The sequence below is a fragment of the Citrobacter sp. wls714 genome (assembly GCF_005281025.1).
Taxonomy (GTDB): domain Bacteria; phylum Pseudomonadota; class Gammaproteobacteria; order Enterobacterales; family Enterobacteriaceae; genus Citrobacter; species Citrobacter werkmanii.
In genome coordinates, this window is sequence record NZ_SZWZ01000093.1 from 25,935 (window position 1) to 40,454 (window position 14,520).

At 52.0% G+C, this 14,520-nt stretch carries 13 protein-coding genes; 9 read left to right on the forward strand and 4 right to left on the reverse strand.

Annotation, left to right across the window (positions count from 1 at the left end):
* Positions 1-130: 130 nt before the first annotated feature.
* Positions 131-1,288: a DNA-binding transcriptional regulator CdaR gene (gene cdaR, locus FDX11_RS19970; protein ID WP_137398432.1), complete on the forward strand. Its 1,158-nt coding sequence runs from the start codon at positions 131-133 to the stop codon at positions 1,286-1,288.
* 83 nt (positions 1,289-1,371) lie between these two features.
* On the opposite strand, the gene FDX11_RS19975 is transcribed toward cdaR, so the two are convergent.
* The 4 genes from FDX11_RS19975 to map all read right to left on the reverse strand — a co-directional run bounded on the left by FDX11_RS19975 (position 1,372) and on the right by map (position 6,304).
* Complete coding sequence (locus FDX11_RS19975) at positions 1,372-1,758, reverse strand: DUF3461 family protein (RefSeq protein ID WP_003018562.1); 387 nt, start codon at positions 1,756-1,758, stop codon at positions 1,372-1,374.
* Between the two features lie 109 nt (positions 1,759-1,867).
* Positions 1,868-2,692: a 2,3,4,5-tetrahydropyridine-2,6-dicarboxylate N-succinyltransferase gene (gene dapD, locus FDX11_RS19980; RefSeq protein ID WP_006686779.1), complete on the reverse strand. Its 825-nt coding sequence runs from the start codon at positions 2,690-2,692 to the stop codon at positions 1,868-1,870.
* A 31-nt stretch (positions 2,693-2,723) separates the two neighbouring features.
* Positions 2,724-5,396, reverse strand: coding sequence for a bifunctional uridylyltransferase/uridylyl-removing protein GlnD (gene glnD / locus FDX11_RS19985; RefSeq protein ID WP_042312181.1), 2,673 nt, complete (start codon positions 5,394-5,396; stop codon positions 2,724-2,726).
* 113 nt (positions 5,397-5,509) lie between these two features.
* Entirely contained in the window at positions 5,510-6,304 is a 795-nt protein-coding gene (gene map / locus FDX11_RS19990) for a type I methionyl aminopeptidase (protein ID WP_038637400.1), read from the reverse strand.
* A gap of 451 nt (positions 6,305-6,755) precedes the next feature.
* On the opposite strand from map, the gene rpsB reads away from it, so the two are divergent.
* From rpsB to rseP, 8 genes are all read left to right on the forward strand, one after another.
* Entirely contained in the window at positions 6,756-7,481 is a 726-nt protein-coding gene (rpsB, locus tag FDX11_RS19995) for a 30S ribosomal protein S2 (protein WP_003018553.1), read from the forward strand.
* A 136-nt stretch (positions 7,482-7,617) separates the two neighbouring features.
* Positions 7,618-8,469 carry a translation elongation factor Ts gene (tsf, locus tag FDX11_RS20000; protein WP_137398433.1) on the forward strand — a complete coding sequence of 284 codons (852 nt, stop codon included), beginning with the start codon at positions 7,618-7,620 and terminating at the stop codon, positions 8,467-8,469.
* Positions 8,470-8,614: 145 nt separating this feature from the next.
* Entirely contained in the window at positions 8,615-9,340 is a 726-nt protein-coding gene (gene pyrH / locus FDX11_RS20005; protein ID WP_003018549.1) for a UMP kinase, read from the forward strand.
* A 139-nt stretch (positions 9,341-9,479) separates the two neighbouring features.
* Positions 9,480-10,037 carry a ribosome recycling factor gene (frr, locus tag FDX11_RS20010; RefSeq protein WP_006686783.1) on the forward strand — a complete coding sequence of 186 codons (558 nt, stop codon included), beginning with the start codon at positions 9,480-9,482 and terminating at the stop codon, positions 10,035-10,037.
* A gap of 97 nt (positions 10,038-10,134) precedes the next feature.
* Positions 10,135-11,331: a 1-deoxy-D-xylulose-5-phosphate reductoisomerase gene (gene ispC, locus FDX11_RS20015; RefSeq protein WP_042312180.1), complete on the forward strand. Its 1,197-nt coding sequence runs from the start codon at positions 10,135-10,137 to the stop codon at positions 11,329-11,331.
* A 187-nt stretch (positions 11,332-11,518) separates the two neighbouring features.
* Complete coding sequence (gene ispU, locus FDX11_RS20020) at positions 11,519-12,277, forward strand: (2E,6E)-farnesyl-diphosphate-specific ditrans,polycis-undecaprenyl-diphosphate synthase (protein ID WP_032940405.1); 759 nt, start codon at positions 11,519-11,521, stop codon at positions 12,275-12,277.
* A gap of 12 nt (positions 12,278-12,289) precedes the next feature.
* Positions 12,290-13,147, forward strand: a complete 858-nt coding sequence (cdsA, locus tag FDX11_RS20025; protein ID WP_038637406.1) for a phosphatidate cytidylyltransferase — start codon at positions 12,290-12,292, stop codon at positions 13,145-13,147.
* Between the two features lie 11 nt (positions 13,148-13,158).
* Entirely contained in the window at positions 13,159-14,511 is a 1,353-nt protein-coding gene (rseP, locus tag FDX11_RS20030) for a sigma E protease regulator RseP (RefSeq protein WP_042312175.1), read from the forward strand.
* Positions 14,512-14,520: the final 9 nt, after the last annotated feature.

Sequence of the window (14,520 nt, forward strand, 5' to 3'; positions counted from 1 at the left end):
CTGCACAGGAAGGGGTTTCTTTTTGTGATACCTCCCACAACTCCATACTTCTCTCTTGCGCTTTGTGCATTTGCACAATGTTGTCGTTTGTTATCTTCCTTATGCTTGAGCTCTGCTCACAGGAGGGTTTATGGCTGGCTGGCATCTTGATACCAAAATGGCGCAGGATATCGTGTCGCGTACCATGCGCATCATTGATACCAATATCAACGTAATGGATGCCCGTGGGCGGATAATCGGCAGCGGCGATCGCGAACGAATTGGTGAATTGCACGAAGGCGCGCTGCTGGTGCTTTCTCAGGGGCGGGTGGTCGATATTGACGATGCGGTCGCACGGCATTTACACGGTGTGCGACAGGGGATCAACCTGCCGCTGCGTCTTGAAGGCGAAATCGTTGGCGTTATCGGTCTTACCGGCGAACCGGAACATCTGCGTAAATACGGTGAATTGGTGTGTATGACCGCCGAAATGATGCTGGAACAGTCTCGTCTGATGCATCTTTTAGCCCAGGACAGCCGTCTGCGCGAAGAGCTGGTGATGAACCTGATTCAGGCGGAAGAAAATACCCCGGCGCTAATGGAATGGGCGCAGCGTTTAGGCATCGATTTGAACCAGCCGCGCGTGGCAGCGGTAGTTGAAGTCGACAGCGGTCAGCTTGGCGTTGACAGCGCGATGGCTGAGCTACAGCAATTACAGAATGCGTTGACCACGCCAGAGCGTAATAATCTGATTGCGATTGTTTCCCTGACTGAGATGGTGGTGCTGAAACCCGCGCTCAATCAGTTTGGCCGCTGGGATGCCGAAGATCATCGCAAGCGCGTTGAACAGCTTATTACCCGGATGAAAGAGAACGGACAGCTGCGTTTTCGCGTCTCGCTCGGCAACTATTTTACCGGGCCTGGCAGCATTGCCCGTTCGTATCGTACGGCGCGTACCACCATGATGGTCGGTAAGCAGCGGATGCCGGAAAGCCGAAGCTATTTCTATCAGGATCTGATGCTGCCGGTACTGCTGGACAGCCTGCGCGGCGGCTGGCAGGCCAATGAGCTGGCACGTCCGTTGGTACGGTTAAAAGCAATGGATAACAACGGCTTGCTGCGTCGGACATTGGCGGCATGGTTTCGGCATAACGTTCAGCCGCTGGCGACCTCAAAGGCATTGTTTATTCATCGTAATACGCTGGAATATCGCCTGAATCGTATTTCAGAACTGACCGGGCTGGATTTGGGGAATTTTGACGACAGGCTGCTGCTGTATGTGGCGTTGCAGTTAGATGAGCAGCATTGATTGCCTGATGGCGCTATGCTTATCAGGCAAAATGCCGGGTGGCGGCTTCGCCTTACCCGGCCTACGAATACATCCACTCGCGGTTATTTACGCGTCAGTTTTTCCAGATCGGCTTCAATTTCGCTGATCTTGTTGGTCACGACGCTTTCCAGATGACGTAAATCATCGAGGATCTTACGTTTAAGATCGACTTCGCTGCGATCGCGCTGGCAGATCTGATCCAGTTCATCGATCACATAGCGCAGGTTGGGGCTGATCTCCTGCACTTCTTTATAACCCTGGCCGACGCCATCGGCGACAACCGTTTTACGCTGGCGGGGATATTTGAACTTCACGCTCTTGGCAAAAAACTCGCCTTTATCCTTCTGGAAATAGATTTTCAGGATATCGTTGTTGGCTTCTTGCCGCAGGCTGTAACGATCGATCTCTTCAGGATTAGTAATGCCCAGACTTTTCAGATTGTCATACATAGCGGTACCCTTAAGCTCACTATAACCATTGAATAATTAACGAAAAGCCTTGTTTACGCCACTCGCAGATGTAAAAAAAGCGGGCTAAGCCCGCTTTTTCAAATTGCTGTTAGTCGATGGTGCGTAACAGTTCGTTGATTCCCACTTTGCCACGCGTTTTGGCATCAACCTTTTTCACTATCACCGCGCAGTACAGGCTGTATTTGCCATCTTTCGACGGCAGGTTGCCGGAAACGACAACGGAGCCCGCCGGAACGCGGCCATAATGCACTTCGCCAGTTTCGCGATCATAAATACGGGTGCTCTGACCGATGTATACGCCCATGGAGATAACGGAGCCTTCTTCGACGATCACGCCTTCTACTACTTCAGAACGCGCACCGATGAAGCAGTTATCTTCAATGATGGTCGGGTTAGCCTGTAACGGCTCCAGTACGCCGCCAATGCCAACGCCGCCGGACAGGTGTACGTTTTTACCGATTTGCGCACAGGACCCGACAGTCGCCCAGGTATCAACCATCGTACCTTCATCAACATAAGCGCCGATGTTTACGTAAGATGGCATCAGCACGGTGTTACGGGCGATAAACGCGCCCTGACGCACGGCCGCAGGCGGAACCACGCGGAAACCTTCCTTCTGGAAGCGCGCTTCGTCATAGTCGGCGAATTTCATCGGCACTTTATCGAAGTAACGGCTTTCCGCACCATCGATAACCTGATTATCGTTAATACGAAAAGAGAGCAGGACCGCTTTTTTCAGCCACTGATGCGTGACCCACTGACCCTCAATCTTTTCTGCGACGCGCAGAGCACCGGAATCCAGTAAAGAAATAACCTGATTCACCGCTTCGCGGGTTACGGTATCCACATTTGCCGGAGTAATGTCGGCACGGCGCTCGAAAGCGGATTCAATAACGTTCTGTAACTGCTGCATTGTTAAACTCTTTCCATAATAAATAAAAACATCACCCTTTATCGTTTGGATTGAGGGCCTCTGTCAACCGTTGATGCACTTCCTGCTGCAGCTCATTATTAAGGGCGCGCCGGTCGGCGGTGGCGATTATGAATAAATCTTCTACTCGCTCGCCAATAGTTGTAATTCGGGCGCCATGCAGCGAAATTCCCAGATCGGCAAAAATCTGCCCGACCCGCGCCAGCAGTCCTGGCTGGTCGAGAGCGATAAGCTCGAGGAATGATTTTCGATCGGTATGAGTTGGTAGAAAAGTCACTTCGGTATCGACGGTGAAATGACGTAATTTTGCCGGCTGGCGACGCGGTTGCGGCGGCTGCCAGCTACGCTGAGTGATCGCCTGTTCCAGCCCAAAACGGATCGCTTCGTGTCGGTCTGACGACAGCGGGCTGCCGTCCGGCTCCAGCACAATGAACGTATCCATCGCCATCCCATCACGGGTGGTGAAAATCTGCGCATCGTGGACGCTCAGATTACGCCGGTCCAGTTCGGCGCAAACGGCGGCAAACAGATACGGGCGATCCGGACTCCAGATAAAGATTTCCGTTCCTCCACGCGTTGCCTGCGGGCTAAGCAGAATGAGCGGCTCTTTGAGGTCATGTTGTAAGAGATGACGCGCATGCCAGGCCAGTTGATTTGGACTGTGGCGCACGAAATAGTTCGCCCGACAGCGTGACCAGATATGGTGCAGCGCTTCTTCATCAATGTTATCCATCCGCAATAACGCCAACGCCTGAAGCTGATGGTGACGCACGCGCTCGCGCATATCCGGCGTGTTTTGCATCCCACGCCGTAGCTGTTTTTCCGTGGCAAAGTACAGCTCGCGCAGCAGGCTTTGCTTCCAGCTATTCCACAGCGTTTCGTTGGTGGCGCAAATATCCGCGACGGTCAGGCACACCAAAAAGCGCAGGCGGTGTTCCGTTTGCACTTCTTCGGCGAATTGCTTAATCACTTCGGGATCCTGAATATCGCGACGTTGAGCGGTGACTGACATCAGTAAATGCTGGCGCACCAGCCACACGATCAGCTGTGTTTCGCGGGAGTTCAGGCCGTGCAGCTCGGCGAATTTGAGTACGTCCTGAGCACCGAGAACCGAATGATCGCCACCGCGGCCTTTGGCGATATCATGGAACAAAGCGGCAATCAGAATTAGCTCCGGCTGCCGCAGGCGCGGCCACAGATCCACACACAGCGGATGGCGCTGGCGGGTATCTTCATTGGCAAAACTTTCCAGCTTGAGCATTACGCGAATGGTGTGTTCATCCACCGTATAGGCATGAAACAGGTCAAACTGCATTTGGCCGACTATATGCGACCATTGCGGCATATAGGCCCACAATACGCTGTGGCGATGCATCGGCAGCAGACCGCGGCTCACCGCGCCCGGATGGCGTAACATGCTGAGAAACAGCGAGCGCGCTTCCGGGATATAGCATAACGGCTGCGTTAAATGACGGCGGGCATGGCGCAGATGGCGCAGCGTGGTGGAGTAAATCCCGCTGATTGCGCTGTTACGCACCATGATGTAAAACATCCGCAATATCGCTTCGGGTTTGCGGATAAACAGGTCATCGCTGCGCAGATCAATCAAGGAGCCGCGCAGTTGAAAGTCGTCATCAATCGGACGCGGCTTTTCGTCGGCGGGCATAGCGAGGATCGCCTCGTCGAACAGCTGCAACAGCATGTGGTTCAGTTCGCTGACCCGTCGTGTGACGCGGAAGTAGTCTTTCATCATCCGCTCGATAGGCTCATTGCCCTCGCCGCCGTAGTTTAGCCGTTGGGCTACGCTGAGCTGACGATCAAACAGCAGTCGGTTATCGTAACGACTCACGATCAGGTGCAGAGCAAAGCGTATGCGCCACAGGATATGCAAGCATTCATTCAGCTCGGCACGCTCCGCCAGCGTCAAAAAGCCGAAACCAACCATCTCATCCAGTGAGGTTGCGCCAAAATGGCGGCGGGCGACCCATTGTAGAGTGTGGATGTCGCGCAGGCCGCCGGGGCTGCTTTTGATATCGGGTTCCAGATTGTAGCTGGTGCCGTGATAACGCTGGTGGCGTTGGTTTTGCTCTTCCACTTTGGCGGCGTAAAACTTATCGGACGGCCAGAAACCTTCGCTAAAAATATGCTTTTGTAGCTCAAGAAACAGCGCCACGTCGCCAATCAGCAGGCGTGTTTCTATCAGATTAGTGGCGACGGTTAAATCTGATAAACCTTCCAGCAGACACTCTTCCAGCGTACGCACGCTGTGGCCCACTTCCAGCCTCACGTCCCACAACAGCGTTAACAGCTCACCGACTTTTTCGGCCTGCGCGTCAGGGAGCTTTTTACGGCTGAGGATCAACAGGTCAATGTCGGAAAGCGGGTGCAGTTCGCCGCGCCCGTAACCCCCAACGGCAACCAGCGCCAGGTCGGCAATTTGGCCAAAACCGGCTTCAATCCACAGGCGTTGTAGCAACTGGTCAATAAATTCGGTACGGGCCTCAATGAGCTGTTCAGCGGAAATTCCGCTGTCAAACGCTTCGCCTAACCAGCGCTGGAACGTGTCGATATGCGCTTTAATGCCGGCGCAGTTGAGATCATTCTGTGGCCAGGTTCCGGGGTTTTGCGGTTGGCCAGGCAGGGTGGGGAGGGCTGTATTTGCGTGCTGTTCAGGAAGAGTATTCATTATGCGCCACCCATTAAAAAGCCGGATGATGGCGTGAACGCCTTATCCGGCCTACGAAGTAGTACAATTTGTAGGCCTGATAAGATGCGGAGGCATCGCCATCAGGCAAAACATTATTCGTCGTGTGTGATGATCGCCGGGATGGTGTCATCCTTGCGTAACGTCAGGATCTCACAGCCGTTTTCTGTCACCACAATAGTATGCTCGTACTGAGCAGACAAGCTGCGGTCTTTGGTTTTCACCGTCCAGCCGTCTTTCATGGTGCGGATGCGGTAATCACCGGCATTCAGCATCGGTTCTACGGTGAAGGTCATGCCCGGCTGCAGTACCACGCCGCCGTCGTCCGCATCGTAGTGCAGAACCTGAGGCTCCTCGTGGAAGCCGCGACCGATACCGTGACCGCAGTATTCACGTACTACAGAGAAGCCTTCACCTTCCGCGTATTTCTGAATCGCTGCACCCAACGTGCGCAGGCGAATGCCCGGTTTAACCATCCGCAGCGCCAGATACAGGCTTTCCTGCGTTACACGGCACAGACGTTCGCCCAGAATGGTGGGCTTGCCGACGATAAACATTTTAGAGGTATCGCCGTGGAATTCGTCTTTAATCACGGTCACGTCGATGTTAACGATATCACCATCTTTCAGGTGCTTCGCGTCGTCCGGGATCCCGTGGCACACCACTTCGTTAATCGAGATACACACGGATTTAGGGTAACCGTGGTAGCCCAGGCACGCGGAAATGGCCTGCTGCTCATTAACGATGTAGTCATTACAGATGCGATCCAGTTCGCCGGTGCTGACGCCCGGTTTAATGAACGGTTCGATCATCTCCAGTACTTCCGCCGCCAGACGGCCAGCGACGCGCATTTTTTCGATTTCTTCAGGGGTCTTGATTGAGATAGCCATGAATTCTGTCCATCAGTGCCGATTATTTTCGGCAATAATTGTGTAAGTGCTGACAATGGTATCAGTCAGGGGTGTACCCTGCCAAATTGAGAATCATTCTGAACTTCGCCTTTCGTGCCACAGGTGCGTTGGCTACATTTTTTCACCCCGGTCACTTACTGGCCGTAAGCTCCCGGGGATTCAAAAATTTGCCGTCTGCCTGTAACACGAAATTCATCGTTCAATTCAGCACTGAGTGCCAACAATTATTGGTGTCGGTGGCGTATTTGTGGTATAAAGCGCGCCGGACTTCCGATCCATTCGAAGACTACACACGATGGACGGGAGCGACAAATCTCACTTTGTGTAACAACACACACGTATCGGCACATATTCCGGGGTGCCCTTTGGGGTCGGTAATATGGGATGCGTGGAGGCTTAACCCCAACTTTTATATATAGAGGTTTTAATCATGGCAACTGTTTCCATGCGCGACATGCTCAAGGCTGGTGTTCACTTTGGTCACCAGACCCGTTACTGGAACCCGAAAATGAAGCCGTTCATCTTCGGTGCGCGTAACAAAGTTCACATCATCAACCTTGAGAAAACTGTACCGATGTTCAACGAAGCTCTGGCTGAACTGAACAAGATCTCTGCTCGTAAAGGTAAAATCCTTTTCGTTGGTACTAAACGCGCTGCAAGCGAAGCGGTGAAAGAAGCTGCTAACAGCTGCGACCAGTTCTTCGTGAACCATCGCTGGCTGGGCGGTATGCTGACTAACTGGAAAACCGTTCGTCAGTCCATCAAACGTCTGAAAGATCTGGAAACTCAGTCTCAGGACGGTACTTTCGAAAAGCTGACCAAGAAAGAAGCGCTGATGCGTACTCGTGAGCTTGAGAAACTGGAAAACAGCCTGGGCGGTATCAAAGACATGGGCGGTCTGCCGGACGCTCTGTTCGTAATCGATGCTGACCACGAGCACATTGCTATCAAAGAAGCAAACAACCTGGGTATCCCGGTATTTGCTATCGTTGATACCAACTCTGATCCGGACGGTGTTGACTTCGTTATCCCGGGTAACGACGACGCAATCCGTGCTGTGACCCTGTACCTGGGCGCTGTAGCTACTACCGTTCGTGAAGGCCGTTCTCAGGATCTGGCTTCCCAGGCGGAAGAAAGCTTCGTAGAAGCTGAATAATAAGGCACGCTCGTTAGAGCCCTTATAGACCAGGTAGTATCACGTTTGGTTAGGGGGCCTGTATATGGCCCCCTTTTTCACTTTTAAATCTGTGCGGTTTCATGCCGGGCAGATCAAATCTTCCGAGGATTTTAGAATGGCTGAAATTACCGCATTCCTGGTAAAAGAGCTGCGTGAGCGTACTGGCGCAGGCATGATGGATTGCAAAAAAGCACTGACTGAAGCTAATGGCGACATCGAGCTGGCAATCGAAAACATGCGTAAGTCCGGCGCAATCAAAGCGGCGAAAAAAGCAGGCAACGTTGCTGCTGACGGCGTAATCAAAACCAAAATCGACGGCAACATCGCTTTCATTCTGGAAGTTAACTGCCAGACTGACTTCGTTGCTAAAGATGCTGGTTTCCAGGCATTTGCTGACAAAGTACTGGACGCTGCCGTTGCTGGCAAAATCACTGACGTTGAAGTTCTGAAAGCACAGTTCGAAGAAGAACGTGTTGCGTTGGTTGCTAAAATCGGTGAGAACATCAACATTCGTCGCGTGGCTTCCCTGGAAGGCGAAGTTCTGGGTAACTACCAGCACGGTGCGCGTATCGGTGTTCTGGTTGCTGCAACTGGCGCTGACGAAGAACTGGTTAAACAGCTGGCAATGCACGTTGCTGCAAGCAAACCAGAATTCGTTAAGCCGGAAGACGTTTCTGCTGAAGTGGTAGAGAAAGAATACCAGGTTCAGCTGGACATCGCCATGCAGTCTGGCAAGCCGAAAGAAATCGCAGAGAAAATGGTTGAAGGCCGCATGAAGAAATTCACCGGCGAAGTTTCTCTGACTGGCCAGCCTTTCGTTATGGAACCGAGCAAATCTGTTGGTCAGCTGCTGAAAGAGCACAATGCTGACGTAACTGGTTTCATCCGCTTCGAAGTGGGTGAAGGCATCGAGAAAGTTGAGACTGACTTTGCAGCAGAAGTTGCTGCGATGTCCAAGCAGTCTTAATTTTTAATGGAGCCGCCTGAGGGCGGCTTCTTTTTGTGTCTGGCTTGTAAATTCAGCGAACCGCTATAGTGGTCATGCTGAAAAGCGACATACAATGTCGCCGGAATTAACTCATCTCATTCGTTGACAGTCTCAGGAAAGAAACATGGCTACCAATGCAAAACCCGTCTACAAACGTATTCTGCTTAAGTTAAGTGGCGAAGCTCTGCAAGGTTCAGAAGGCTTCGGTATTGATGCAAGCATACTTGACCGTATGGCTCAGGAAATCAAAGAGCTGGTTGAGCTGGGTATTCAGGTTGGCGTAGTGATTGGTGGCGGTAACCTGTTCCGTGGCGCTGGTCTGGCGAAAGCAGGGATGAACCGCGTTGTGGGCGACCACATGGGCATGTTAGCCACCGTAATGAACGGTCTGGCGATGCGCGATGCGCTTCACCGCGCCTATGTGAACGCTCGCTTGATGTCCGCCATTCCTCTGAACGGCGTGTGTGATAACTACAGCTGGGCGGAAGCTATCAGCCTGCTGCGTAACAACCGCGTTGTTATTTTGTCTGCAGGTACCGGCAATCCGTTCTTCACTACCGATTCAGCAGCCTGTCTGCGCGGTATTGAAATTGAAGCGGATGTAGTACTGAAAGCCACCAAAGTGGACGGCGTATTTACTGCCGACCCGGCTAAAGATCCTACGGCGACCATGTACGAACAGTTGACCTACACTGAAGTACTGGATAAAGAGCTGAAAGTGATGGATCTGGCAGCGTTCACGCTGGCTCGTGACCACAAATTGCCGATTCGTGTCTTTAACATGAACAAACCGGGTGCGCTGCGCCGTGTTGTTATGGGTGAAAAAGAAGGCACGTTAATCACGGAATAATTCCCGTTGCGGCTAAATGCAGGTAATATTCCGCTTTAATGTCGCGGGATACGTCCCTCAAAATTAATCAAGACTATACTTGTCACACCTTGCGTGGTGGGTATGGTCTGACTGAAACGAGCTTTCAAGGATTCGTAACGTGATCAACGATATCAGAAAAGATGCTGAAGTACGCATGGACAAATGCGTCGAAGCGTTCAAAAATCAAATCAGCAAAATTCGTACGGGCCGTGCTTCTCCTAGCCTGCTGGATGGTATTGTCGTGGAATATTACGGCACGCCGACTCCGCTGCGCCAACTGGCAAGCGTAACGGTTGAAGATTCCCGTACCCTGAAAATCAACGTGTTTGACCGCTCCATGGGACCTGCCGTTGAAAAAGCAATTATGGCTTCCGACCTTGGTCTGAATCCAAGTTCAGCGGGTTCCGACATCCGCGTTCCGCTGCCTCCGCTGACCGAAGAACGTCGTAAAGATCTGACCAAGATCGTGCGTGGCGAAGCGGAAGGCGCGCGTGTTGCGGTACGTAACGTACGCCGCGATGCAAACGACAAAGTGAAAGCGCTGTTGAAAGATAAAGAGATCAGCGAAGATGACGATCGCCGTTCTCAGGACGAAGTACAGAAACTGACTGACGCAGCGATCAAGAAAGTTGATGCGGCGCTGGCAGAGAAAGAAACGGAACTGATGCAGTTCTGATTCATCTGTACGCTAAAAACGCCGCTTAGAAGGCCTGCAAGGGCTGGATGGCGGCGTTTTGCTTTTTCTGCCTATACCCTATTTTTCTGGATGTCTCATGAAGCAATTAACCATCCTGGGATCAACCGGTTCCATTGGTTGCAGTACGCTGGATGTAGTACGCCATAACCCGGAAAAATTTCGTGTTGCTGCGTTGGTTGCGGGTAAGAATGTTGCCCGTATGGTGGAGCAATGCCTGGAATTTTCTCCTCGCTATGCGGTAATGGACGATGAAAAAAGCGCGGCATTGCTAAAATCGGCTCTGCTGGAGCAGGGTAGCCGCACTGAAGTTATGAGTGGACAGCAGGCTGCCTGTGATATGGCCGCGCTGGATGATGTTGATCAGGTTATGGCGGCGATTGTCGGCGCAGCGGGCTTGCTGCCGACGCTTTCGGCGATCCGCGCGGGCAAAAGCATTTTGCTGGCGAACAAAGAGTCTCTGGTAACCTGCGGACGTCTGTTTATGGACGACGTGAAACGCCACAAAGCGCAGCTATTGCCGGTTGATAGCGAGCATAACGCGATTTTTCAGAGTTTACCGCAACCGATCCAACTCAATCTGGGATACGCTGACCTTGAGCAAAACGGCGTCGTGTCCGTGCTGCTTACCGGGTCTGGTGGCCCTTTCCGTGAAACGCCATTGCGCGATCTGGTTGCTATGACCCCCGATCAGGCATGTCGTCATCCGAATTGGTCGATGGGACGAAAAATTTCTGTCGATTCAGCCACCATGATGAATAAAGGTCTGGAATACATTGAAGCGCGTTGGTTATTTAATGCCAGCGCAAGCCAGATGGAAGTGCTGATTCATCCGCAGTCGGTTATTCATTCGATGGTTCGTTATCAGGATGGCAGCGTTCTGGCGCAGTTAGGGGAACCTGACATGCGTACACCTATTGCCCATACGATGGCATGGCCGGAACGTGTGAAGTCTGGCGTTAAGCCTGTCAACTTTTGCCAACTCAGTGCGTTGACGTTTTCCGCACCTGACTACCAGCGCTATCCGTGCCTGAAACTGGCGATGGACGCGTTTGAGCAAGGGCAGGCGGCGACGACCGCCCTGAACGCCGCGAATGAAATTACCGTTGCCGCATTTCTGGCGCAGCAGATTCGATTTACCGATATTGCCGATCTTAATTTATCCGTACTGGATAAGATGGATTTGCAGGAGCCGCAGAGCGTTGATGACGTACTGAAGGTTGATGCCATCGCGCGGGAAGTTGCCAGAAAAGCAGTGATGCGACTCTCAAGCTGATGATAATCCCTCTACGGAAGATCGTGCTATTTGTTAGCGTTGGGCTTCAGTGATATAGTCTGCGCCACTCGATCGCGGGTAGTTGCTTTTTGTCGGTCGGGTAAGCCGTGGTTTGACACGGCTTTTTTGTGTGAGGGCTTCAGTATTCCTGAGTACCGTAAATCCTTTCAGGGACTAAAAACGCGTTATGTTGTCTGCAACTAAACCATTAAGCGAAAATTTGCCAGCACATGGTTGCCGCCATGTAGCAATCATCATGGATGGCAATGGCCGCTGGGCGAAAAAGCAAGGGAAGATTCGCGCCTTTGGGCATAAGGCCGGAGCAAAATCCGTCCGCCGGGCTGTCTCTTTTGCTGCCAATAACGGTATTGATGCGTTAACGCTGTATGCCTTTAGCAGTGAGAACTGGAACCGACCTGCGCAGGAAGTGAGCGCGTTAATGGAACTGTTTGTGTGGGCGCTTGATAGCGAAGTGAAAAACCTGCATCGCCATAACGTACGTCTGCGTATTATCGGGGATATCAGTCGATTTAACTCACGTTTGCAAGAACGGATTCGCAAATCAGAAGCGCTTACCGCCCAGAATACCGGGTTGACGCTGAATATTGCAGCGAATTACGGTGGACGGTGGGATATTGTCCAGGGAGTCAGGCAACTGGCACAACAGGTGCAGGAAGGTCTGCTGCGTCCAGAGCAAATCGATGAAGAGATGCTTGGGCAGCAAATTTGTATGCATGAACTGGCCCCTGTGGATTTAGTGATAAGGACTGGGGGAGAGCATCGAATTAGTAATTTTCTGTTATGGCAAATTGCCTATGCCGAACTTTACTTTACGGATGTTCTCTGGCCCGATTTCGATGAACAAGACTTTGAAGGTGCGCTGCATGCCTTTGCTAATCGTGAGCGTCGTTTCGGCGGCACCGAGCCCGGTGATGAAAAAGCTTGATGGGGGTCGCTTTTGCTGAAGTATCGCCTGATTTCTGCTTTTGTTTTAATACCCGTTGTCATCGCGGCGCTGTTTTTGCTGCCGCCGGTGGGGTTCGCCATTGTTACGCTGGTCGTCTGTATGCTGGCCGCCTGGGAATGGGGACAGTTAAGCGGTTTTACCACGCGTACACAGCGAGTCTGGCTGGCGGTTTTGTGCGGGCTATTGCTGGCGCTAATGCTATTTTTACTGCCAGAATACCATCGCAATATTCATCAGCCGCTGGTTGAAGTATCGCTATGGGCGTCGCTGGGCTGGTGGATCGTCGCGCTGTTACTGGTACTGTTTTACCCAGGTTCGGCGTCGGTCTGGCGTAATTCCAAAACATTACGCATAATTTTCGGCGTACTAACCATTGTTCCTTTCTTTTGGGGAATGCTGGCGCTACGGGCATGGCACTATGATGAGAATCATTATAGTGGCGCGCTATGGCTGCTGTATGTCATGATCCTCGTCTGGGGAGCGGACTCTGGCGCGTATATGTTTGGTAAGCTGTTTGGCAAACACAAACTGGCGCCGAAGGTTTCTCCTGGTAAAACCTGGCAGGGTTTTATTGGCGGACTCGCTACTGCGGCCGTGATCTCATGGGGTTATGGCATGTGGGCGAATCTTGAAGTTGCGCCTGTCACCTTGCTTATTTGCTCCATCGTTGCAGCCCTGGCCTCCGTGCTGGGTGACCTGACTGAGAGTATGTTTAAGCGTGAAGCAGGTATTAAGGACAGTGGTCACTTAATTCCAGGACACGGCGGTATTCTGGATCGTATTGATAGCCTGACGGCTGCGGTACCGGTCTTTGCTTGCCTGTTGTTACTGGTATTCAGGACGCTCTAACGGATGGTCTTATGCTGAGTATTCTCTGGAATCTGGCTGCATTCATCGTCGCACTCGGTGTGCTTATCACCGTGCATGAATTTGGTCATTTCTGGGTTGCACGGCGCTGCGGAGTCCGCGTTGAGCGCTTTTCCATTGGCTTTGGAAAAGCGCTTTGGCGTCGTACCGATAAATTGGGTACAGAATACGTCATCGCTCTAATCCCCCTCGGCGGTTACGTCAAAATGCTGGATGAGCGCGCTGAACCGGTGGTACCGGAGCAGCGCCATTACGCTTTCAACAATAAAACGGTTGGGCAACGCGCAGCCATTATTGCCGCAGGTCCGATTGCAAACTTCCTTTTTGCTATTTTCGCTTACTGGCTGGTGTTTATCATCGGTGTCCCTGGCGTTCGTCCGGTTGTTGGTGAAATAACGCCCAACTCGATTGCTGCGCAGGCGCAAATTCAACCAGGTACGGAACTAAAAGCGGTTGATGGTATCGAAACCCCTGATTGGGATGCCGTGAGACTGCAGTTGGTTGCCAAAATTGGCGATGAGCATACGACGCTCAGCGTGGCGCAGTTTGGCAGTGACCAGCGGCAGGACAAAACGCTGGATTTACGCCATTGGGCATTTGAGCCAGACAAACAGGATCCCGTCTCCAGTTTAGGGATTCGCCCACGCGGTCCACAGATTGAACCAGTGCTGTCAGAAGTGCAGGTTAACTCGGCTGCAAGTAAGGCGGGTTTGCAAGCTGGCGACAGGATCGTTAAAGTCAATGGTCAGCCGCTGACGCAATGGATGACGTTCGTGACGCTGGTGCGCGATAATCCGGATGAGCCGTTAGCGCTAGATATTGAAAGACAAGGAAGTTCCTTGTCTTTAACGTTAACCCCAGATTCAAAACAGGTTAACGGGAAGGCAGAAGGTTTTGCGGGCGTGGTGCCTAAAATTATTCCTCTGCCTGATGAGTATAAGACTGTACGCCAGTATGGGCCCTTCAGCGCCATCCTCGAAGCCTCGGATAAAACGTGGCAGTTGATGAAGCTGACGGTCAGTATGCTGGGAAAATTGATTACCGGTGATGTAAAACTGAACAACCTCAGTGGGCCGATTTCTATCGCCCAGGGGGCTGGGATGTCAGCGGAGTTCGGGGTGATTTATTACCTGATGTTCCTTGCGCTTATCAGCGTGAACTTAGGGATAATTAACCTGTTTCCGTTGCCCGTTCTTGACGGGGGGCATCTGCTGTTCCTGGCGATTGAAAAGCTGAAGGGCGGTCCGGTATCCGAGCGGGTTCAAGACTTTAGTTATCGCATTGGCTCTATCTTGCTGGTGTTGTTAATGGGGCTTGCACTTTTCAATGATTTCTCTCGGTTGTAAGAGAGTGTT